At 59.6% G+C, this 21,799-nt stretch carries 23 protein-coding genes; 8 read left to right on the forward strand and 15 right to left on the reverse strand.

Annotated features, from left to right (window positions below; translation table 11 throughout):
- Window positions 1-499: 499 nt before the first annotated feature.
- The 4 genes from DL88_RS03095 to DL88_RS03115 all read right to left on the reverse strand — a co-directional run bounded on the left by DL88_RS03095 (window position 500) and on the right by DL88_RS03115 (window position 3,377).
- A complete protein-coding gene (locus DL88_RS03095; RefSeq protein ID WP_034991514.1) occupies window positions 500-925 on the reverse strand; it encodes a hypothetical protein in 426 nt (141 codons plus the stop codon).
- Between the two features lie 342 nt (window positions 926-1,267).
- Window positions 1,268-1,954 carry a hypothetical protein gene (locus DL88_RS19185; protein ID WP_051955531.1) on the reverse strand — a complete coding sequence of 229 codons (687 nt, stop codon included), beginning with the start codon at window positions 1,952-1,954 and terminating at the stop codon, window positions 1,268-1,270.
- 67 nt (window positions 1,955-2,021) lie between these two features.
- Window positions 2,022-2,738: an SH3 domain-containing protein gene (locus DL88_RS03110; protein ID WP_034991517.1), complete on the reverse strand. Its 717-nt coding sequence runs from the start codon at window positions 2,736-2,738 to the stop codon at window positions 2,022-2,024.
- Between the two features lie 165 nt (window positions 2,739-2,903).
- Window positions 2,904-3,377: a J domain-containing protein gene (locus DL88_RS03115; RefSeq protein WP_034991519.1), complete on the reverse strand. Its 474-nt coding sequence runs from the start codon at window positions 3,375-3,377 to the stop codon at window positions 2,904-2,906.
- Window positions 3,378-3,528: 151 nt separating this feature from the next.
- Between DL88_RS03115 and DL88_RS03120 the strand changes: the two genes are divergently transcribed.
- On the forward strand, window positions 3,529-3,765 hold the full coding sequence (locus DL88_RS03120; protein WP_034991522.1) for a hypothetical protein: 237 nt from the start codon (window positions 3,529-3,531) through the stop codon (window positions 3,763-3,765).
- Between the two features lie 22 nt (window positions 3,766-3,787).
- Here DL88_RS03120 and trmD read toward each other — a convergent pair whose 3' ends face one another.
- The 4 genes from trmD to ffh form a co-directional block, all read right to left on the reverse strand.
- Window positions 3,788-4,537, reverse strand: a complete 750-nt coding sequence (trmD, locus tag DL88_RS03125; protein ID WP_245270595.1) for a tRNA (guanosine(37)-N1)-methyltransferase TrmD — start codon at window positions 4,535-4,537, stop codon at window positions 3,788-3,790.
- Window positions 4,485-5,087 (reverse strand): ribosome maturation factor RimM, encoded by a 603-nt coding sequence (gene rimM, locus DL88_RS03130; RefSeq protein ID WP_034991526.1) that lies wholly within the window; start codon window positions 5,085-5,087, stop codon window positions 4,485-4,487. The genes trmD and rimM overlap by 53 nt, the downstream gene beginning before the upstream one ends.
- Before the next feature lie 5 nt (window positions 5,088-5,092).
- Window positions 5,093-5,455, reverse strand: a complete 363-nt coding sequence (rpsP, locus tag DL88_RS03135) for a 30S ribosomal protein S16 (protein ID WP_034991528.1) — start codon at window positions 5,453-5,455, stop codon at window positions 5,093-5,095.
- Window positions 5,456-5,527: 72 nt separating this feature from the next.
- Complete coding sequence (ffh, locus tag DL88_RS03140; protein ID WP_034991532.1) at window positions 5,528-7,246, reverse strand: signal recognition particle protein; 1,719 nt, start codon at window positions 7,244-7,246, stop codon at window positions 5,528-5,530.
- A gap of 434 nt (window positions 7,247-7,680) precedes the next feature.
- On the opposite strand from ffh, the gene DL88_RS03145 reads away from it, so the two are divergent.
- Together DL88_RS03145 and DL88_RS03150 are read left to right on the forward strand one after the other, a co-directional pair.
- Window positions 7,681-8,343 carry a MarC family NAAT transporter gene (locus DL88_RS03145; protein ID WP_034991537.1) on the forward strand — a complete coding sequence of 221 codons (663 nt, stop codon included), beginning with the start codon at window positions 7,681-7,683 and terminating at the stop codon, window positions 8,341-8,343.
- A gap of 188 nt (window positions 8,344-8,531) precedes the next feature.
- Window positions 8,532-9,533 (forward strand): MBL fold metallo-hydrolase, encoded by a 1,002-nt coding sequence (locus DL88_RS03150; protein ID WP_034992150.1) that lies wholly within the window; start codon window positions 8,532-8,534, stop codon window positions 9,531-9,533.
- 98 nt (window positions 9,534-9,631) lie between these two features.
- Here DL88_RS03150 and DL88_RS03155 read toward each other — a convergent pair whose 3' ends face one another.
- Together DL88_RS03155 and DL88_RS03160 are read right to left on the reverse strand one after the other, a co-directional pair.
- Window positions 9,632-10,627, reverse strand: coding sequence for a peptidoglycan -binding protein (locus tag DL88_RS03155; protein WP_034991540.1), 996 nt, complete (start codon window positions 10,625-10,627; stop codon window positions 9,632-9,634).
- On the reverse strand, window positions 10,627-11,733 hold the full coding sequence (locus tag DL88_RS03160; protein WP_245270613.1) for a flagellar motor protein MotA: 1,107 nt from the start codon (window positions 11,731-11,733) through the stop codon (window positions 10,627-10,629). The genes DL88_RS03155 and DL88_RS03160 overlap by 1 nt, the downstream gene beginning before the upstream one ends.
- Window positions 11,734-12,034: 301 nt before the next feature.
- On the opposite strand from DL88_RS03160, the gene DL88_RS03165 reads away from it, so the two are divergent.
- The 3 genes from DL88_RS03165 to DL88_RS03175 all read left to right on the forward strand — a co-directional run bounded on the left by DL88_RS03165 (window position 12,035) and on the right by DL88_RS03175 (window position 15,517).
- Window positions 12,035-13,525, forward strand: a complete 1,491-nt coding sequence (locus tag DL88_RS03165) for an NAD-dependent succinate-semialdehyde dehydrogenase (protein ID WP_034991544.1) — start codon at window positions 12,035-12,037, stop codon at window positions 13,523-13,525.
- Between the two features lie 82 nt (window positions 13,526-13,607).
- Entirely contained in the window at window positions 13,608-14,390 is a 783-nt protein-coding gene (locus tag DL88_RS03170; RefSeq protein WP_245270596.1) for a cyclase family protein, read from the forward strand.
- A gap of 95 nt (window positions 14,391-14,485) precedes the next feature.
- Entirely contained in the window at window positions 14,486-15,517 is a 1,032-nt protein-coding gene (locus DL88_RS03175; RefSeq protein ID WP_034991551.1) for an aldo/keto reductase, read from the forward strand.
- A 52-nt stretch (window positions 15,518-15,569) separates the two neighbouring features.
- Here the strand turns inward: DL88_RS03175 and DL88_RS03180 are convergent, their stop codons facing one another.
- The 4 genes from DL88_RS03180 to DL88_RS03195 are packed head-to-tail and all read right to left on the reverse strand — an operon-like array spanning window position 15,570 to window position 18,294.
- A complete protein-coding gene (locus DL88_RS03180; RefSeq protein ID WP_034991554.1) occupies window positions 15,570-16,346 on the reverse strand; it encodes an anti-sigma factor family protein in 777 nt (258 codons plus the stop codon).
- The gene (locus DL88_RS03185) at window positions 16,346-16,885 is read right to left on the reverse strand and encodes a sigma-70 family RNA polymerase sigma factor (RefSeq protein WP_034991557.1); all 540 of its coding nucleotides are present in this window, start codon (window positions 16,883-16,885) and stop codon (window positions 16,346-16,348) included. Before DL88_RS03185 ends, DL88_RS03180 begins: the two co-directional genes overlap by 1 nt.
- Before the next feature lie 57 nt (window positions 16,886-16,942).
- A complete protein-coding gene (locus DL88_RS03190; protein ID WP_370736380.1) occupies window positions 16,943-17,341 on the reverse strand; it encodes a cupredoxin domain-containing protein in 399 nt (132 codons plus the stop codon).
- The gene (locus DL88_RS03195; protein WP_034991562.1) at window positions 17,338-18,294 is read right to left on the reverse strand and encodes a metallophosphoesterase family protein; all 957 of its coding nucleotides are present in this window, start codon (window positions 18,292-18,294) and stop codon (window positions 17,338-17,340) included. The genes DL88_RS03190 and DL88_RS03195 overlap by 4 nt, the downstream gene beginning before the upstream one ends.
- 714 nt (window positions 18,295-19,008) lie before the next feature.
- On the opposite strand from DL88_RS03195, the gene DL88_RS03200 reads away from it, so the two are divergent.
- Window positions 19,009-19,794: a 2OG-Fe(II) oxygenase gene (locus DL88_RS03200; RefSeq protein WP_156970908.1), complete on the forward strand. Its 786-nt coding sequence runs from the start codon at window positions 19,009-19,011 to the stop codon at window positions 19,792-19,794.
- Between the two features lie 66 nt (window positions 19,795-19,860).
- On the opposite strand, the gene dapE is transcribed toward DL88_RS03200, so the two are convergent.
- Complete coding sequence (dapE, locus tag DL88_RS03205) at window positions 19,861-21,018, reverse strand: succinyl-diaminopimelate desuccinylase (RefSeq protein WP_210165256.1); 1,158 nt, start codon at window positions 21,016-21,018, stop codon at window positions 19,861-19,863.
- Window positions 21,019-21,160: 142 nt separating this feature from the next.
- Between dapE and DL88_RS03210 the strand changes: the two genes are divergently transcribed.
- On the forward strand, window positions 21,161-21,787 hold the full coding sequence (locus tag DL88_RS03210; RefSeq protein ID WP_051955566.1) for a UdgX family uracil-DNA binding protein: 627 nt from the start codon (window positions 21,161-21,163) through the stop codon (window positions 21,785-21,787).
- Window positions 21,788-21,799 lie beyond the last annotated feature (12 nt).

Consider the following 21,799-nt stretch of genomic DNA (forward strand, 5'->3'; position numbering starts at 1 on the left):
TTTGCCGCTTATCCAGTAATTTGAAAAGAAGGATTTTATGAGTCTTGCATCCTGGCCCATTTGGGGTGCGCTTCCCATACCAGCGAGGCATTAGGGTTGCCGCATACCATTAGTTGCCGAGAATGGCGCGGTGGAATGGTCCTGATCAACTCTGCTTTCCGAGATGGATGACGGCGAGGGATAAACGGCTAGTTTTCTACTATGACGGGCCGCTATTTTGAAGAGTTGCAATGCCTCGTCCTCACAGAGTTTCTGGACGGCATCGGTGAGGGGCAGAATGGGTGTGAGAGCGCGTGCCGGGGAATTGACGATTTTCGTAAAGTTTCCCTCCCATCCTCGTGCCATCGGTTGGCCCGTGAATGGGATAGGCCCCAGAACAGGGGTTGATTGTTTGAGAGACTGGCCATATTCACCTGACTATAAAACAAATATAGCACGACAGTTCTAAAATTGCCAAGGCTTCGTCCGCAAACACACAATCGTCGGTCGGGGCCAGCTTTTACAGGGCGTCTTCGGCGGAGGGCAGGCGGATGAATTTCACGATTCTCCAGCCGGTCTGATCGAGGAAGCATTTGAAGGTTGCGGAGGAATTCCTGCCGAACACCAAGCCGTTCACCTGCTGGGTGCCGTCGCCGCGCTGTCCTTTGTATCTCAGGGTGATGACTTCGGCGCGCGCTCTATAGGTCGCGACCGCGCGTGCGTGGCATTTGTCGAGCATTGCATTGACAAATGTCGTCGAATCCGCGAAGGCGGCGGCGTCGCAGCCTCTTTTGTAGGATGCGCTGGACTGATCCAGATCGTATCGGCCTTGCCAGCAATCCGAATAGCCTTGCTTGTATGCGCGCTGCGAGGCAGCCGCGATGCCAAATGCGTTTACAGAAATGAAAACGATTAGGCTGGCGATGAGGGCGATGGCGAATTTCATCCGAAACTTTCTCTCTTGCTTCGCGTGGCTATAATGACAAGGGCCGGAACGGTGATGAGGACGCCTATCAGGGAAATGATAAATTTTATAAACATTCCCTTTCCTCTGTGGCCATTGGCTGGGCCGTAAAGGGAAGAGAGTCCCGAGCACGGACCGATCATTTACACACTGACCATTTTTGCCTGACCTCGGACAATATATAGCATGGCATTTCCCGAATGGCCAAGGTTCCGCCACGGGGAGGTATCGCCGGCGGTTTGTTTGAAACAGGCGCATCCATTCCAAAATGCATTGCTCGCGTTTTCGCGACTGCCATCACATCTGGTTCGGTGGGAATTGCGGTTACAATGCGCCTTCATTGGTCAGGGAGGTGACGTCGACGACGGCGCCGTGCTTGACGAGGCAGCGCCAGCGTGCACGCTTGGGGCCGACGCCGAATGTTACGGAATTATTTGCCTCGGAAAATTCCGTACCGAGTATGACGATGTCTGAATTGTTGGTCGTTTTCCTGACGCTTTGCAGGCAGGCGTTTTTATCCGCGCTGGGCACGTTGTCACTCGTCTCCGTTGGCTTTTGTGCGGCGCCTGCGGCAGAGGATACGCGGGTAAATTTGACGATCTTCGAACCGGCACGGTTGAAGGAACATTGGAAGGTCGCGGGGGGATCACGCCCTTCGACAGAACCATTGACCGCATGCGTACCATCGACGCGCTGCCCTTCATATTTTACGTTAATGATGCCGACGCTGGCTTTATAGGCCCTGGCTGCGCGTGCGCGGCATTTATCCAGCATTGCATCATAGGGCGCCGTTGCAGGTGCCGGCGTCGCGGCGGCGTTGCCGCCCTGCTTTTTCTCGGCGGCTGCGCAGCCTTTCTTATAGGAGGCGCCATGCTGGTTCTGATCATATTTGCCTTGAGAACAGTCTGAAAATCCGCGCTTATATTCGCGTTGCGAAGCTGTTTCGGCACCGGCCCCGTTTACAAAAGCCAAAGTAGCCGAGGCGGTGATAAGAGCGATAGCGAGTTTCATCTGAACATCTCTCCCTTGTTTTCGCACTGGTGCTTGAGAGGATTGCCTGGATCGTCACCGTGGATCGTCAGCGTGGCCCGGACGCTTCGCGCAGATAAAGGCCATTGACCCAACCTCGTGTATTCGGCTCCTTGGCCTGCTCCACCCGACACCATCTTTGGCCGCGGCTGTTCTTGCAGCCGAGATTGCGTAAGATCGTGCCATTGGCGACGCGCGTGACGAGTACCCCATTGGCGGAGGCATCCTTGCGGATGTTCAGCATGTCATCGGTGGCAACGCCGGTTACTTGCCAGAAATCGGGGCCGCCGGTAAGGCCATCGGCATAGTCCGGTCCCTTTTCATTGGTCGCCTGCTTGCCGCCGAGAGTGATTTGTAATGTGAAATGACAAGTTTCCTTGCGCCGTGCGGCACTGCGCATCAGGTAGATGCGTGCCATGTAATTGCCGCTCGTCGGCATGGTCCCTTGATAGCTGTCGCCGCTCGTGGAGCCGATGAAGAAGGCTACCTCTGTTTCTCCGGGAGCGAGAAGATTGAAGTAACAGGCGTTATTGCTCGCGTGCATGGTGACGTTCAGCGACTCGCCGGCGCCACCTTGGAAGACATAATCAATAAAATGATAGCCCTTGATACGGCCGCGGATGTTTGCGTGTCCCTTCGTGAAGGCCACAGTCCGGCGGCTATGTTCAGCCTCGGCCTGCGCGGGAGCAGGCAGGATGCCGGAGGGCGCCGCTATCGCCGAAAGGAGGCCTGCGAATGCCAACGCGGCCCAAGGACGTACCGGCATGGTTTGCCTCCCATCACGTTCTGTCCCGGCGAAGGTCAAGCGTTTCGCAACGGACGTCACTCTGGATGGGCGTCATGATACAATGATGACGATATCGCCGCCACTATGGCTCTTGTGAGAGGGGGTGTTACCGCCCTTTATCAATGGCGGGGTTTGCGTCAATGGTCATGACGCATGCGCGAATTGCTCCAGAAGCGCGTCGCGCGCCTCGGCGATGCGGCGGTAATCCTCGTCGCTGCCGCCAGCGTCGGGATGGGCGATCTTCGCCATGCGGCGGAAGGCGGCGTTGATCTCGGCGGGTTCGAGAGCGCCTTCGAGCGGCAGATTCAGGACCTCGCGATGTTCCTGATAGATTTCGGTATCGAATTGCAGGGTGAAGGAGCGGCGCAGCTTGAAGGCTTCGATGCGCAGCTCCGCTTGATCCTCCTGCCATCTCTGGCGCGACATCACGAGACAGGCGCCGAAGGCGATCTTGCCCTCTTTTTCGAGTTCATCGAGGCTGAAGGGGCCAACGACCTCCCATGGCGGGGCGAGACAGGCGGTACGGCCGAATTCGTCTTCCTCGATCAGACCGATCGCTGCCATCACGAGAATGCCCAGCGAGCCGTTCCAGACGACCCATTCTTCTTTGTCCGTCATGCCGCGCGCCTTTGCATGAGTCGGCCATCAGAGCCGTCGTATCAATTATGCATCATTCGAGCCATGGTCAGAGTTTTGGGCGACAGTCTTGATGCGGTGCAAAACTGCTGTAGCATCGAGGCTCATGCCCCTCCGAAAGCGCCGAGGTCTCATGAGCGACGAAGAAATCACCCTGTTTCCGCTGATCGGTTTTTCCACCCATACGCTGCCCGGCTCTCTGGTGATGCTGACGCTCGAATTGCCGGTCAATTCCGAGGAGCCCGAGGGGGAGCGCACTTATGTCCGCATTGGCCTTCGCGCAGAGGGCACGCGGCAGCTTGCCGACAGCCTGCGGCGGGCGGCGCAAGCCGCCGAAATGGGGCAGGCGCCAAGCCGTAATCCAAGTTGAAACCGCCTCATCCGAACCGAAATCAGTCTTTCCTGGCGGTTTCCAGAAGATCCGGCCGCCGCTCGCGGGTGATCCGCAGGGCCTCCGCCTCGCGCCAGGCGCGGATGCGGGCATGATCGCCGCTGAGAAGCACTTCGGGAATGGTGCGCCCCTCCCATTCGCGGGGGCGTGTATAGTGCGGATATTCGAGCAGGCCGCGCTCGAAGCTCTCGTCTTCGCCCGATGCCTCCTTGCCCATGACGCCGGGCAGGAGCCGCACGCAGGCATCGAGCACCACGAGGCTTGCGATTTCGCCGCCTGACAGGATGTAGTCGCCGATCGACACTTCCTCGAGACCGCGCGCCGTGATCACCCTTTCATCGAAGCCCTCGAAACGGCCGCAGATCAGGACGGCGCCGGGCCCTTGCGCTAGGGCACGCACCCGGCTCTGCGTCAAGGGTCTGCCGCGCGGGCTCATCAGAAGCCGCGGGCGCGGATCGTCTGTGGCGATGCTGGCATCGAGGCTGGCCGCGAGCACATCGGCGCGAATGACCATGCCGGGGCCGCCGCCCGCCGGTGTGTCGTCGACGGCGCGATGGCGTCCGAGCCCGTGATCGCGAATATCATGAATGGAAAGCGACCAGCGTCCCTGGCGCAGGCCTTCGCCCGCAAGCGACTGGCCGAGCGGTCCGGGAAACATGGCGGGAAACAAAGTGAACACGCTGGCAGCCCAGCAGGCATCAATCATCGCTACGGCCGGGCTCCGCGCTGCTATCCGTGGCGTCTTCATCATCCGTGGGCGTGTCTTCACGCGCCTCGATCTCATCGGGCGGGATGACGACGAGTCGGCGCGCGGCGAGATCAAGCTCGGGCACGACCGCCCGGGTGAACGGCAGGAGGATCGTTTCTCCGCCCTCGGGAGGCTCGATTTCGAGAATATCGCCGCCGCCGAAATTCAGCACGTCCTTAACGCGGCCGAAGGGAAGCTCGGCGCCGGATTCATCGCGGGCGAAGGCCGTAAGGCCGATGAGATCGGCGAGATAGAATTCTTCCTCCTCGGGCTCGGGGAGGTTGTCCCGCTCGATATAAAGCGGTTGATTGGTGAGCGCCGCCGCTGCCTCGCGCGTGGAGATTCCCTCGATGCGGACAACGAAGGACGTGCCCTTGACCGGGCGCAGGCTCACGATTTTGTAGCGCCCGCGCCCGCTCTCGTCGAAGAGCGGGGCATAGGCGCCGATCGCCTGCGGATCCTGGGTGAAGGATTGCAGGCGCAATTCGCCGCGCACGCCATGCGGCGCGCCGAAGCGGCCGACGAGGATGCGCCGGCTGCGATCGTCGCTCATCGGCGTCAGGCGGCGGCTTCCTCTGCGGCCTTCGCGGCAGCGGCGGCGGCTGCAGCGGCGCGTTCCTGCGCCTTCTTCTTCGGCAGGCCCTGTTTCGGATTGTTGTGCGGCTCACGCTTCTTGATGTCGAGACCATCGAGCAGGCGGGCGACACGGTCGGTCGGCTGAGCACCCTTGGCGAGCCATTCCTTCACCTTTTCCGCGTCGAGCACGATGCGGTCTTCGGCGTTTTTCGGCTTCACCGGATCGAAGGTGCCGAGCTTTTCGATGAAACGGCCGTCACGCGGGGCGCGGGCGTCGGCGACGACCACGCGATAGAAGGGGCGCTTCTTGGCGCCGCCGCGCGCCAGCCGGATTTTCAGGGACATGGATTTTTCCTACTTTGGTTGAATGCCTGTCGATGCTGGGCAAGGGTTAAAAAGGTTAAGAGAAACAGAAGCCTATTTCTTCTTGGCGAAAGGGTTGAAACCGCCGAGGCCTGGCAGTTTCACGCCGCCGAGCCCTGGCAGCGGGCTCGATTTTCCGGGTAAAGTGGCGGCAGGGCTTTTGGTGCCGAAAATCGCTCCCGGATCGGCCGGCAGTTTTGGCAAGGAGGTGGGTGCCGCGGCGGGTTTGCCGGCTGGCGCAGCAGCCGAGGGGGCTGGAGCTTGGGCAGGTGTTTTTGCCGGTGCCTCGGCACCCGGCAGGCCGAGCGAGCCGAACTGCTTCTGCAGCGCGGCGAGATCCTCGGGGGAGGGCATGCCGCCGCCGAGCCCCATTTTTCCAAGGCCACCCATCCCGCCGAGACCACCCATGCCGGGAAGCCCCGGCATGCCGCGTCCGCCGCCGAGCATGGCTGCCATTTTGCCCAATTTGCCCTTGCCGCCGCCGAAAGCCTTCATCAGATCGGCCATCTGCCGGTGCTGTTTCAAAAGCTTGTTGACGTCCTCGACCTTCATGCCGGAGCCCGCCGCAATGCGTTTCTTGCGCGAGGCCTTGATGAGATCGGGGTTGCGGCGCTCCTGCGGCGTCATGGACAGGATGATGGAGCGCTGGCGCTTCAGCGCCTTGTCGTCGACATTGGCCGAGGCGAGCTGGTCCTTCAATTTGCCCATGCCCGGCAACATGCCCATAATGCCGCTGATACCGCCGAGCTTTTCCGCCTGGGCGAGCTGTTCGGAAAGATCCTCGAGATCGAACTTGCCCTTGCGCAGGCGGGCAGCCATCTTTTCCGCCTTTTCGGCGTCGATGGTCTGGGCGGCCTTTTCGACCAGCGAGACGATATCGCCCATGCCGAGAATGCGGTTGGCGATGCGGTCGGGGTAGAATTCTTCCAGCGCGTCGATTTTTTCGCCGGTACCGATGAGCTTGATCGGCTTGCCGGTCACAGCGCGCATCGAGAGCGCGGCGCCGCCGCGTCCATCACCGTCGATGCGGGTCAGAACGATGCCGGTGATGCCGACGCGATCGTCGAAATTTTTCGCGAGATTGACGGCGTCCTGGCCGGTGAGGGCGTCGACGACGAGCAGGATTTCATGGGGATGCGTGGCGGCCTTGATCTCCGCCATTTCCGCCATCAGGGCTTCGTCGATATGGGTGCGTCCGGCCGTGTCGAACAAAACGACGTCGAAGCCCTGCAGACGCGCCGCCTGTTCGGCGCGATGGGCGATCTGCACCGGCGTCTGGCCCGCCACGATGGGCAGAGTGGCGACATCGATCTGCCTGCCGAGCACGGCGAGCTGTTCCTGCGCGGCCGGACGTTTGACGTCGAGCGAGGCCATCAGCACCCGGCGCTTGAAACGGTCGGTCAGCCGCTTGGCGATCTTCGCCGTCGTCGTGGTCTTGCCGGCGCCCTGCAGGCCGACCATCATGATGCCGACCGGCGGAGCGGCGTCGAGATCGATCGGCTCGGCGCTCTTGCCCAGGGTTTCGATCAGCACGTCATTGACGATCTTCACGACCATCTGGCCGGGCGTCACCGATTTGACGACATTGGCGCCGAGCGCGCGATTCTTCACTTTGTCGATGAAGGAGCGCACGACATCGAGCGCGACATCGGCTTCGAGCAGAGCGCGGCGGACTTCGCGCAGGGCGATGTCGATATCTTCGGTATTGAGGGCGCCACGTTGCGTCAGGGCATCGAAAACGCCGGAAAGCCTTTCGGAAAGTCCTTCGAACATCTGCCTCTCCCGCATGAACCGCCGCGACGGCGGCCGTGACCCTGAACCCCCTTGGTCAATGTTTGGCCGAGAGGCGTGAAAACCCGTTTGCGCAACGCAAAACGCGCCCGGGGGCGCAACGCGCTGCCGGGCGTGACCGGATCCAATCGCGGAGCCGGCTTTGTCATCGGATGCGGTGTTGACGCCGGAAAACCGGAGAAAATCCGCATGGAAGCTGAGGAAACTAATGATCGGGAGGTGGCGCGTCAAGTGTGGGAAAGGGCTTCTCGGAGCCAAACCCAGGAAGGGGCTTCACGAAGCCAGCCCTATGAGCGACAAAGAGCTGGTTCCCGGCTGTGTTGCCGATGTTTCGCCTGAACCGCGACGCGTGAATTACAGCCCTGAGAGGAATTTTGGGGCGCATCGGGCGAAAGGCTCACTAACAGAGGCTGTCCATGGATCTCTTTTTTCTGGCGCTCCGCTATGTCGCCATCGTTGCGATCGGGCTCCTGCCGATCATGAACCCCTTGAGCACGATTCCGCTGTTCCTGAGCCTGACGGGGAGAATGTCGGAAGCCCGCAAACATCAGCAGGCGGTACGGGCCTCGCTTTATGCCTTTGCGATCCTCGCGGCCTTCCTGCTCGTCGGCAATGGCATTATCGCCTTGTTCGGCATTTCGCTCGCGGGAATCAGAATCGCGGGCGGTCTGATCATTCTCGTCATCGCTTTCCGCATGCTGTTTGCGGGAAAGGACGAGGGGCCGGAAAAGGCTGACGCGATCAAACAGGCCGATATGGATTTCTCTTTTTCCCCGCTCGCGATGCCGAGCCTCGCCGGTCCCGGTTCCATTGCCGTCGTGATGGGATACGGGTCGTCGATTCCCGATAATCACCTCATTCTCGGCTATATCGTCGTCCTCTGCGGCATCGGCATCACGATCTTTTGCGCCTATCTCGCGCTTGCCGGGGCCTCGCGGATCGCCCGTTTTCTTGGCGAGGCCGGTATTCAGTCCGTGACCAAGATCATGGGCTTTCTCCTGGCCTGCGTCGCGGTGCAGTTCATCGCCTCGGGTGTCCGCGATTTCGTCGTGTCTTTCACCGCCTCCGCTGCATCGTGAGGCTGCTCGTCATTTGATCCGGGTCCGCGGCCTGCCCCGCTCTTTCAAGCGCGTGGCGGCTTTCCTATCTTTCCGGGACGGATCTCTGGTCCGTCCCGCTCTTCTTTCCCGGCGGACCTTCGGGTGCGCTCCCTTCCCGTACCGTCGGAGGGGCCATTTGACCCCGCATGGATGCAATTGGACCCGGCATGCCCCGCAATCCCTATTATGACGGCCCCCGTTCGGATCATTTCGACGGCATGCGTTTTTTCGTGCCGGGGCAGCATGACCGCCAAGAGGATCAGGGCAGCCGGCTGGGCGCTTTCCTGAAATGGCGGCTTGGGAAAACGCGCGGCGCGCAATGGCCTTCGGCTTTTCCAAGCCCGGCGCGGGATCGTCCGCCCGCCCGTGTCGAAGGCGGAGAATTGCGGGTCTCCTATATTGGCCACGCCAGTTTTCTTGTGCAGACGCAGGGGCTCAATCTTCTGCTCGATCCGATCTTTTCCGAGCGCGCGAGCCCGTTCCGTTCGGTCGGCCCGAAACGCGTCAACGCGCCGGGGATTGCCATCGAGGATCTGCCGCCGATCGACGCGATCCTCGTCACCCACAATCATTACGATCATCTCGATCTCGCGACCCTGTCGCTGTTTCCCGATGCCCGTATCATCACCCCGCTCGGCAACGACCACATCATCCGCCGCCACGATGCGAAACTCCGCGTCGAAGCCCATGACTGGGGCGCCCGCGTCGGCCTCGGCCGCGACGTCTTCGTCCATGTTGAGCCCTGTTATCATTGGTCGGCGCGCGGCCTTCGTGACCGCCGCATGGCGCTTTGGGCGGCTTTCGTCATCGAGACGCCCGCCGGAGGCATTTATCACATCGGCGATACCGCTTATGCCCATGGCGAAATCTTCCGCGCGATGCGGGTCAAGCATGGGCCGTTCCGGCTGGCGCTACTGCCCATTGGCGCCTATGAGCCGCGCTGGTTCATGCGGGCACATCATGTCGATCCCGAAGAGGCTGTGCGCATCTTTCAGGATTGCGGTGCGAGCTATGCGCTCGCCCATCATTGGGGCACGTTCCATCTCACTGATGAGGCGATCGACGAACCGCCGAAACGCCTCGCCGTTTCGCTGGAGCGCGCGGGTATCGAGCCCGGCCATTTTCAGGTGAAGCGCCCCGGAGAGGTTTTTGACGTCCCGGAGGCGTAATAGCTCTCAATGAGCAGGACTCATTGCGACCTGGCTCCCCGACAGGCCTTCTTGATTCCAATAGGTCGGAAATCAAGAGGATTTAATGTAAACCGGCGCTATTTCTCGGTGATCTTCAATTCGATCCGGCGGTTGCGTTTCAGGGCTTCCTCGCTGTCACCCGGATCAAGCGGCTGGAATTCACCAAAACCTGCCGCCGCGAGCCGGTCCGGCGGCACGCCCTTGTCGATGAGATAATGCACGACGGCAAGCGCCCGCGCGGTGGAAAGCTCCCAGTTTGAGGGGAATTGCGCCGAGCGGATCTGTTTCTTGTCGGTATGGCCGTCGACCCGCATCACCCAGGGAATATCCGCCGGAATGGTTTTGGCGAGATCATTGAGCGCGGCGGCCAGCGCGTCGAGCTCCTTATGGCCCTCGGGGCTCAGCCGCACCTGGCCGGAGCTGAAGAGTAGTTCCGATTGGAAGACGAAACGGTCGCCGACAGTCCTGAGATCGGGGCGATCGCCCAGCACCTGACGCAGGCGTCCGAAGAAATCCGAACGGTAACGGGCGAGTTCCTGCACCTTCTGGGCAAGCGCGGCATTGAGTTCCCGGCCGAGATTTTCGATCTGCACCTGATCTTGCTGGTCGCGCTCCTTGGCGGCGGAAAGTGCGGTTTCCAGGCCCGTGAGCTGCTGCCGCAGCGCGCCGAGCTGCTGGTTGAGGGTTTCGACCTGGCTTCGTGCCTCGGCCGACTGCGCTTTTTCGCTATCAAGTGCCGCGCTGGAATCTTTCGCGCGCGCTTGCGCCTCGGCCTCGGATTTCTGCGCGGCTTCCTGCGTCTCCTTGAGAGTGGCCTTGAGCGTGCCGGTTTCCTGCTCGGCTCTTTCCTTGGCATCATGCTCCATGGCGAGCAGCGAGGAAAGATCGCCGAGCTGGCGATCGAGCCGCGTCAAGGCCCGGTCCTTGCCGCTCATCTCGCGCGAAAGAAAGAATTGGGCGAGCATGAACATCGACAGAAGGAAGATAATGACGAGCAGCATGGTCGAAAGCGCATCGACGAAGCCCGGCCAATAATCGATCTGGCGTTCCTGCCTGCGGCCAAATCGGCGCATTAATAAGGCTCCCGTTTCAACATGTCGGCGCTTGATCGCTCGGCACCGCTTCTCTCGCTACCTGTTCTCTCGCCACCTGTTCCTTCTCCGCTCAGGCGCTCGGTAATCAGGCGTTGCAGCAAGGTCTGGGTCTTCTGGCTGTGCTCTGCCTGCGCTTCCACCCAATCGCGCAGCATCTGTTGCTCGGACCGCATATGCAGGACGAGCCCCTGAATCCCCTCAGCAAGATTGGCGATGGCGAGCGCCGTCGCCCGCGCCTGGCTCTGATCGGCCACGGCGGCGATCTTTTCGAGTGCGAGGCGCAATTCGAGCGGAATGTCATCGTGTCCCGGCATGGACGGCTGCGCGGAGCGAGCCGCCGTCTCCTCCGGCGCGGCCTCGATACCGAGCGCCTCCGGCGTATTCGCCATCAACAGATCCTCGAGTTCATTATAGAACCGGTTTTGCGCCTGGCCCGACTGCAGATCGAGAAAGCCCAGAATGAGCGAGCCGGCAAGGCCGAACAGAGACGATGTGAAGGATATGCTCATGCCGGCGAGCGGTGCGGCGAGTCCGTTCTTCAGATCATCGAACATCAGGGCCGCATCAGTGCCGGTCTGCATGGTGCGGATGACGGAGCCGAGCGATCCCACCGTCTCGACGAGTCCCCAGAAAGTGCCCAGCAGGCCAAGAAAGATCAAAAGCCCCGTCAGATAGCGGGCCATGTCGCGGGCCTCGTCGAGACGCGTACCGACGGAATCGAGAATCGTCCGCAAGGTCGGGGTCGAGATCGGCGCGCCGGGCGCACGGTCGCCAAGGAGGCTCGCCATCGGCGCGAGCAGGACCGGCCGGCGGACCGCGGCGCCCATGCCGCGCGCGGTGGCATTGACCCAGCGGATCTCACGAAACAGCCGGGTCACTTGCCTGAGGCCGAGCAGAATGCCAAGCGCCAGAACCCCGGTAATGAGCCCGTTGAGACCGGGATTGGCCATGAAGGCATGCAGGATCTGTTGCTGCAGAAAGAAAACCACGCTTCCCGCGGCGGCGAGAAACAGCAGCATGCGAATGAGAAAAAGAATGGGTGAGGAAAGAGCAAGCCTGGCGGGTTTTGACGATTGAGGAGCCATGACGATCATCCGCTGCGCGACAGGAGCCCGTTTGAGGGAAGCCTGATCGCCCTGCCGCGTCAAGCCAAGGTTCAAGCGACGATAGGGGTAATCCCGTCTTTTTGCATCCGATCGGGACGAAAGATCGTTGTGAAGGGGATCGGGCATGGGTCCGCCGATCCCCAGAAAAGCGGGGTTTCGCCGCAATGCGAAAGCGGGAAAAGTGCGCGCCGGAACGGGACCGATGCCGCGCCCTCCGAGTAGCGGGATCGAATGAGGGCCCCACGGCGCTGAATGACAAGCAGATGGCAAGGAGCAGAATATGGCCGACGATTCTTTTCTCGCCTCGCTCAAGGATGCTTCGCTGTTTCGCGAGGCCAATCTGATCGGTGGTGTCTGGACAGGAGCCTCCGGCGGCGCGCGCGTCGAGGTGAGAAATCCCGCGACCGGCGCGTTGCTTGGCACAGTGCCGGCCTTTGGCGCGGTGGAAACGGCGCAGGCAATCGCCGCCGCCAAAAAGGTGCAACCCGAATGGCGGACGAAAACCGCCAAGGAGCGTGCCAGAATCCTGCGCCGGCTCTTCGATCTGATGATGGAAAATCAGGAGGATCTCGCCCGGATCATGACCGCCGAACAGGGCAAGCCGCTGAGTGAAAGCCGTGGCGAGATCGCCTATGCCGCGAACTTCATCGAATGGTTCGCCGAGGAGGGCAAGCGCGTCTATGGCGATGTGATTCCCGAACATCTGCCCGGCCGCCGGCTGATCGTGTGCAAACAGCCGATCGGCGTCTTCGCCGCCATAACGCCGTGGAATTTTCCTTCCGCCATGATCACCCGTAAGGCGGGGCCCGGCTGGGCTGCGGGCTGCGCCGGAGTGTTGCGCCCGGCAAGCCAGACGCCCTTTTCGGCACTGGCGCTCGGTGTTCTCGCTGAACGCGCGGGGCTTCCGGCAGGCGTTTGCAATATCGTGACCGGTCCCGCGCGGGCAATCGGCGCGGAACTCACCGGCAATCCGGATGTGCGCAAATTTTCCTTTACCGGCAGTACGGAAGTCGGCGCCCAATTGCTTGCCCAATGCGCGCCGACGATCAAAAAGACCAGCATGGAACTGGGCGGCAATGCGCCCTTCATCGTTTTTGACGATGCCGATCTCGATGCCGCCGTCGCCGGCGCGATCGCCTCGAAATATCGCAATGCCGGGCAGACCTGCGTCTGCGCCAATCGCATTCTGGTACAGGACGGCATTTACGATCGTTTCGCGCAAAAACTCGTGGAGGCGGTCGGTCAATTGAAGGTCGGCGATGGTTTCGAGGAAGGGGTTGCGATCGGCCCGCTGATCGACCGCGCCGCGCTTGAAAAGGTCGAGGCGCATGTAGGCGATGCGGTGGCGCGGGGCGCCAGAACGCTCATCGGCGGTGTGCCGGATGCGCCGGGGGACATTGCGGGTGGCACATTCTACAGGCCAACCGTTCTTGCCGACGTGCCGATCGAGGCGCGCATCTTTCACGAGGAAACCTTCGGGCCAGTCGCGCCCTTGTTCCGTTTCCAGTCCGAGGCGGAAGCCATCGCACTCGCCAATAATACGCCTTTCGGTCTCGCCTCCTATTTCTACGCGCGTGATATCGGCCGCATCATGCGCGTGAGCGAGGCGCTTGATTATGGCATCGTCGGCATCAATGAAGGATTGATCTCGACGGAAGTCGCTCCCTTCGGCGGCATGAAGGCTTCCGGCCTCGGGCGGGAAGGATCGAAATATGGCATCGAGGATTATCTCGAAATCAAATATCTCTGCCTCGGCGGTCTCGACGGCTGAAAACCCGTTGCGGCGTCCGCAGAGTCAGTGTTTACAAGCAAGGCACATACAAAGGTACATACCAAGGCCTACACAAAAAGCGGTGCGGTCTGGCGCGGTTGCATTCTCTCTTCTGTTCTCGACTGTTATTGTGCGGGCCGAGCCGACGCTCGCCGAAATTGGTGCTGTGCTCGCACACAAAACCTTCATCGATCTCACGCAGACATTGAGCGAAACATCGCCCGTCTGGGAGGGATTTCCGGAGCCGAAAATCGCGTCGGCGCGCAGGCCCGATGGCGCTCCCTATACAATCGCGCATGACGGTTTCCGCGCGAATGTCTTCGCGATGGTCGGCCAGAGCGGCACGCATATCGACCCGCCAGCGCATTTTTCGCCGGATGGGGCGACCCTCGACCGGCTGGCGCTGCATGATATGATCCTGCCTCTCGTCGTGTTCGATGCGACGCCCTTCCTCAAGGATGATCCTGCGCATGCCTTTTCGCGGCAGGATCTGGAAGCCTGGGAGCGTGCGCATGGGCGGGTGCCGGAAGGCGCCTTTGTGGCCTTGCGGACCGATATGAGCAAGGATTTCGCGACGGATCCCGCGCGTTTCAAGCGGTATCCTTTTCCCGGCTGGTCGCGTGAGACGGTGCAGTTTCTCGTCGAAGAGCGCGGCATCAAGGCGATTGGCCATGAATCGCTCGATTCCGATGTCACCGAATCGATGGAGACGGAAAGCTATATTCTGAAAAGTGGCCGCTATCAGATCGAGGTTATGGCCAATCTCGATCGCGTGCCTGCGACCGGGGCGCTGCTCGTCGTGAGTTTTGCAAAAATCAAGGATGGCCTCGGCTTTCCGGCTCGGGTCTTCGCCATTCTGCCGTGAGGGGCCGCTTTTAATTCACGCGAGCGTGACGCGAAAAGCGGGTGTCATCATGCCATTATTCTGTCTGGGAAAGCACCAGATCAGGAGGAAAGCCCGTGGACTATCGGCAGCTTGGAAAATCGGGACTCAAAGTACCCGTATTGAGCATGGGCACCGCGACTTTCGGCGGTTCCAATGATTTCTTCAAACGCTGGGGCGATACCGACGTGAAGGAAGCCTCACGTATGGTCGATCTCTGCCTCGATCATGGCGTCAATTTCTTCGATACCGCCGACGTGTATTCCGCAGGTGTTTCCGAAGAAGTGCTGGGACAGGCGATCAAGGGCCGGCGCGACAAGGTTCTGATTTCGACCAAGGCCACATTCGCCATGGGTGAGGGGCCAAACGAGGTCGGTTCTTCCCGTTTCCACCTGATCCGCGCCTGCGAGGCGAGCCTCAAAAGGCTCGGTACCGATCATATCGATATCTATTTCATGCATGCTTTCGATGCCTTGACACCGGTCGAGGAAACCTTGCGTGCGCTCGATCATCTGATTGCGAGCGGCAAGATAGGCTATATCGGCGCCTCGAATTTTTCCGGCTGGCATCTGATGAAATCGCTTGCCGCCGCCGACCGCGAGGGGCTTGCGCGTTACATTGCCTATCAGGGCTATTATTCACTGATCGGCCGTGATTACGAATGGGAATTAATGCCGCTCGGTCTCGATCAGGGTGTCGGGCTCATGGTCTGGAGTCCGCTCGGCTGGGGCCGCCTGACCGGAAAAATGCGCAGGGAAACGCCGAAGGGCGATGGCCGCATAGCCAGCGGCGGAGCGGAAGGCGGTCCGATCGTCGATGACGAATATCTGTTCACCGTGGTCGATGCGCTCGACATCGTCGCCAAGGAGACCGGGAAAACTATTCCGCAGATTGCCCTCAACTGGCTTTTACAGCGCCCGAGTGTCGCCAATATCGTCATCGGCGCCCGCAACGAGGAGCAACTGAAGCAAAATCTCGGTGCTATCGGCTGGACGCTGTCGCCGGAGCATATCGCTTTGCTCGACAAGGCAAGCCATCGCGTGCCGACCTATCCCTATTGGCATCAGATCCAGTTTGGCGAACGCAATCCCAAGCCGACGGATTGGTGAGGCGAGATGCGGCAGAACGCGTGGGGAGCATGGGCCGAGACTTGCGCTGCGCTCATCGCTCCTGCTGTTCTGCGGCGCGGAATTTTTCCGCAAATTTTTGGAGATCGGCGGCGGCAATATCGGAGATCGCGACATAAAGAAGATCCTTCTGCCGCCAGCGTTTGATGGTGAAACCTTCGTGCGTTTCGCTGCCCTCCTTCAGCCGCGTTTCCATGGGCAGGACGGTAACGCTGATGAGATGGCCGCCATGCCGGTAGACGAGAACCGGAACGGCCTTGCCGTCGATGACGTCGATCCGGCCGCCGGCAAGGGGAAAACCCTGCGCCGACAGATCGATGACATCGGGCGCAATCATGACCTTGCCGTTGAACCAGGGTTTGACTGTATGCCTTTCCGATGAGGCGATATCGAACGGCTGTGGGGCGAGCAGCGCGCGTGCATGGGCGGAATAGATATCCATTGCTATGGGCTCGCTGCTCTCCCGCATCGTCAGATAGACCGTTCCGCCACCGAGAACCATACCGCCGAGAAGACTCATCAGGGCGCTACCGAAGGCGAAAGAGCGTAACAGCGAGCGGCGCGGCGTCGGCGTCGGGGGGGCTGTTGTTTCCTGTAATCCAAGGTCGTGGAGGATGTCGGCACGCAAGCCGTCGGGGACCGGCACATCGGCCAAAGTGGAGTGCAGGGACCGGGACAGAGAGCGGATTCTTTCGGCCTCGGCGCGCAGACCCGGATCTTCCGCCAGCCGCAGTTCCATGGCGAGCGTCTCGGCGGGCGACAATTCCCCATCGCAATAGGCGTTCAGGAGGAGATCGAGATCACTATCCATCAATGACTATCCTCCAGCAGCTGCATCAGACGCTGCCGCGCCCTGGCGAGGCGGGACATTACCGTGCCGAGCGGCACGCCGCTGATGGCGGCAATGTCACGATAGGCGAGAGCGTGATATTCGCGCAGCACGAGGATTTCCTTGAGATCGACCGGCAAGGCGTCGATCACGCGGGTCAGGCGCATTGTCTCCTGCTTGGCGATGAGGAGACTCTCAGGTGTATCCGGCGTATGGGTATGAACACCGCCGGTTTCCATCACCTGCTCGTCGGCGGGATCTTTATCCTCCTTGATGGCGAGGCGTTCGGCCTTGCGCTTCTGTAGCCAGGAATAGCAAAGATTGCGGACGATGGTGAGAAACCACGCACGGGCATTCTCCTCCACGAAGGTTTCCATAGCGCGATAGGCCCGCAGGGAAGCCTCCTGCACGATATCTTCGGCATCGGCGGCGCTCCCCGTCAACCAGCGCGCAAGCCGGTAAGCTTCGTCGAGCCTGGGCAGGACGAGGCGGGAGAATCGCTCTTTGGCGAAGGCGCTCACGCCACCTCCGCCCTTGGCGCGTTCAGGAATGCGCGCGGCATGATATCCATTGAATGTTCACGGTGCCTTGACGATGATTTTGCCCGTCATCCGCGGGTGAAGCGAGCAGAAATAAACATATTCTCCCGGTTCTGTCATCGTCACGGTGAATTGATCCTCGGTATCCAGAGCTTTCGATTTAAAGGTTCCATCGGTTGCAACGACTGTATGAGGAATATCGTCGTCGTTGACCCAGGTGATCGTCGTGCCCGGAGCGACGGTCGTTTCCACAGGGGTAAAGGTGAAATTATCCACGTGAATGGTGACCGGCTGTGCGAAGCATAACGAAGACGACATCAACAAGATGGCAACGCTAAGGCACGAGGCTGCGGGGGAAGTATTTGCCTGTTTGTGGCGTATACGCCACGCCGATATGTCGGATGGCTGAATCATGGCTTTCTCCTCGGCCTGGGTCATTTGCTGGTACCTTCGCCTGCAAGCGTGTGATCAACGACCGCGAGACGATCCTCGCCGCGCTGGAACGTCACATCGGTAATGCCGAGAAATGTCCGCAGAAGACCCGGCGGTACCTTCATCGGGCCGGGCGAGGCGGCGGTGCCGGGCGCAGGCTGCGGAAAAGCCGTCGAACGGGCGGTATGGAAGGTGACGGCGCCCTCCACCTTTTGCATCACCTGATGAATATGGCCGTTCAGCACCGTGACCGAGCCGAACCGTTTCAGGAGATCGAGCACGCGCGCGCTGTCCTCGGTTCCCCAGCCCCATTCCGGATAGATCGACCAGAGGGGAATATGCGCGAAGACGACGATCGGCGTGGAGGATGAAAGCGGTTTCAGATCGGCAGCGAGCCAGGCGATCTGATCGGCGCCGAGATTGCCGAGACCGCCGGCCTTGAGATCGACGACATTGACACAGCCGATGAAATGGACACCTTCGTGATCAAACGAGCGCCAGCCAGCACCGCTGGTGCCCTTGCCGTAACGGGCGAGATAGGACTGGCCCGGATTGTCATCGAGGACATCATGTTCTCCGGGCACGTAAAAGACAGGCGCGCCGAGCTCCTTGAGGATTTGATCCGCATCGTCGAATTGCGACTCTTTTGAAAGATGCGTGATATCGCCTGTATGCAGGAAGAAGGCGGGTTTGGTGGGGAGGGTTTTGATAGAAGCGACGGCTTCCCGTAAAGTGCCGAGCGTATCCGGATTGGCGGGTTTGTCGAAGCCGACATGGCTGTCGCTGATCTGGACGAAGCTGAATGTCTTTGAAGGATTAAGCGCCGCCGCCTTTGCCAGAGGCATCGAGCCCGGAACGCCGCCTACCAAGGTCCAGACCATGCCGGTCCCGGCCCATAGCATACATTCGAGAGTGTGGCGTCGCGTTACGCCTGCGCTGTCATCATTTTGTGCACTCATTATCAATCTCCCAAAGCGCATTGCTTTGAGGAGGTAACCGTCTCGATCCGGATTTATTCCGTCCTATTCCGGTCCCGGGCAAATTTTTTCTCTCATCGAGGAAGGCCGAGGCTTTTGGAACATTTTCCGATCTTGGTGAATCGCTTCGCGGTTTCTTTCCCGCGGTTTCTTTCCTTTGAATAGGATTTCTGTGCGTGGCCGCGGTAAGCGCGTCGCTCTGCCGCATAGCCCGGGAATCGTTGCAAGCGACTGGCGGGACCTCGATCGACCGTCATGAAAACGAATGACCTTTCGAGTATATTGAATAGTGGATGAGCATGATTTCAGAAGCGGCAAGTCCTCGGCATAATATACAATCTATATGATGAGTAGGGTGCAGGTCTGTACCTCGGGGAATTGTATTGTCTTTCTGGCGTGTGACAAAAGGTATATTTAAGGCGGTTCTTGAAAGATTTTATAATATATCGTATAGGATATGCGCATGCTAAGCGCAGATATGTTATGTAAATTTAAAACATAATGATATGTCTGTATGGTTTTGTCGATTTGCGTACTGCTGTGCTTGAATCTGTACGAAATGGCAATTATTGGTAATTTGGTAACGGGTTTGCCGGAAATTTGTTTTATGATAAGTAATAAAATATATAGTATGAGGCAGTTGTGTCGAATCTATTGTTGAAATTTGATCGCGTATCGCTGCATTTTGAAGATCTTATGAATAAAAATGTTTTGGCTGCGGCGGATGATCTCGCCGGCACTTTCCAAAACAATCGGCCATTTCCTTTTCTCGTCGTCGATAATTTTTTTGCTGACGGGCTGCTTGAGGAAGTACGGTCCGAATTCGACATGCTGGAATATGGTGATTGGCGTGTCCATGATGGAAAGAACGAATTCAAGTTTCTTTCCACGCCCGAAAAGCAATTTGGTCCGGCGACGCAAATCTATTTCTCACTTCTGCATTCCAGCCGTTTCATCCGTTTCCTGCAAACGGTGACCGGTATTCCAGGCTTGATCTGCGATCCGCTTCTCAAAAGTGGAGGCATGCACAAGATTCCGACCGATGGCCGTTTCGCCATGCATCTCGATTTCAACAAACATCCGGAAACGAGGCTCGACAACCGCCTGGTGTTCATCACCTACCTCAATAAGGACTGGCATTCTTCCTATGGTGGCCAGCTCGAATTATGGGACGGAAATGAACAGAGTGAGACCGTGAAGATCGATCCGATTTTTGGCCGTTCGGTTTTTTTCGCGCAATCCTCAAAAAGCATTCATGGCCATCCGGAGCCCGTGAGCGCCCCTGATAATCAGCCGCGTTGTTCAGTCGCTGCCTATTTTTATACGAACGGGCGCGAGGACGGGGCGGATACAGAGGAACATTCGACAATCATCAAGCGCGACATCGTTTTGCGTGGCAAGATGCGGCTTTGGAACAATATCAAATATTGTACGCCGCCGATCCTCATCGATCTCTATCGCCGCATCAGTGACAAACATTGACGCTTGTCGTATCTCCGATCGGACATGGTTCCGTTTTTATGACAGGCCGCTGACGCTGAGAATGTTTCACCGTTCCCGGCTATCGAAATAATCCACGAGAATAGACTCATAGATCTCCTTCAGGCGTGTGATGTCGTCCACCGACACACGCTCATCGACCATATGCATGGTCTGCCCGACGAGCCCGAATTCCACCACGGGACAATAAGCGGAAATGAAACGCGCATCCGAAGTGCCGCCCGTCGTCGACAATTCGGGGCGACGGCCGGTCCCTTTTTCGATCGCGGAGGCGACGAGTTCGGTGAAGGGGTCCGGCTTTGTGAGGAAGGCCGGCGCGTTGCACGGCTCGAAAGTGAGAGTGTAAGCGGCATTCTCCGCCACTTTCTCTATCCTTGTCGCGAGCTCCTGCCGCAATGTTTCAGCCGTCCACAGGTCGTTGAAGCGGATGTTGAATTTCGCTTCCGCCTGAGCCGGAATGACATTATAGGCGCCGGTTCCGGAGGTGAGGGCGACCACTTCGAGATTGGAGGCATCGAAATGCGCCGTGCCTTCGTCGAGCGGTACCTTCAATGCCGCGATCAGACGTATCAGGGTCGGGATCGGATTGTCCGCGCGCTGCGGATAGGCGACATGGCCCTGCTTGCCCTGCACGCGCAGCGTTCCGTTTAGAGAACCGCGCCGTCCGATCTTGATCATATCGCCGAGCTGTTGCGGATTGGTCGGCTCGCCCACGATGCAATGATCAAAATGTTCTCCCTGTTCGGTCGCCCAGTGCAGGAGTTTGATGGTGCCGTTGATCGAGGGGCCTTCCTCGTCGCCGGTGATCAGAAAGGCGATCGACCCTTCGAAACTGTGCGTGGTGACGAAATCCATCGCCGCTATGGCGAAGGCGGCGATGGCGCCTTTCATATCGGCGGCGCCGCGGCCCCAGATCTGGCCGTCCTCGATCTTGCCGGCAAAGGGATCGAACCGCCAGTCGGAAGCACTGCCCACTGGCACCACATCCGTATGTCCGGCGAAGGCGAGGCAGGGACCCTTAGTGCCGAAACGCGCATAGAGATTGTCGATATCGGGCGTGCCCTCGTCCTGAAAAGTCAGGCGATGGGTGCGAAATCCCGCCTGTTTCAGCCGGTTTTCCAGAATGCCGAGCGCGCCACCATCCTGCGGCGTGACGGAGGGGCAGGCAATGAGAGCGCGGGCGAGGTCGAGCGCATTATCTTGCATGGAAGGCACTTTCGGCGGAGTTGTTCCCGCAGGGATGCATCATTGCGCTCTCTTATACGTTGGTCGTCACGGGATTTTGGAAAAAATTCCGAATCTGTGCGCCGGGCGCGAACGGATTCCTTCATCGAACAAGAGGGGCGCGATGACGGAGCGGCACGAACAGGTTTCAGAGCCAGATACGGATTTCGACCGGCTCATCGCGGAAGCGCGGCAGTGTCACCGTTGTCCCCTGTGGCAACAGGCGCGGCAGATGGTTTTCGGCGAGGGGCCGCTCGACGCCGAGACCATGCTTGTGGGTGAGGCGCCGGGCGATCGCGAGGATGTGCTCGGTCACCCTTTCGTCGGCCCCGCCGGCCATCTGCTCGATCGGGCGCTTCAAGATGTGGGGCTCGATCGAAAAGGCCTTTATCTCACCAATGCGGTGAAACATTTCAAATTCGAGCCGCGCGGCAAGCGCCGCATCCATCAATCGCCGGTCGCCTCGGAAATTAAAGCCTGCAATGTCTGGCTTGAGGCGGAGCTTGCGCTCGTAAAACCCAAAGTGATCGTGGCCTTGGGGTCGGTGGCAGCGCGTGGGCTCACCGGTCATGTCGTGCGGATCGGCGCCTCGCGCGGCAGGCCCTTGCCCTTCGGCGAGACGAGCCTCCTGGTGACGACCCATCCCTCCGCCATCCTGCGCATGGAGGAGCCGGAAAAATCAGAAAATTACGCGCTGTTTCTGGAGGATCTGCGCCTCATCCCGGCTCTCATCGCGCATGATTCTTCGTAAGCGAAGGCTGTC

The sequence above is a fragment of the Beijerinckia mobilis genome, from assembly GCF_000745425.1.
Taxonomy (GTDB): domain Bacteria; phylum Pseudomonadota; class Alphaproteobacteria; order Rhizobiales; family Beijerinckiaceae; genus Beijerinckia; species Beijerinckia mobilis.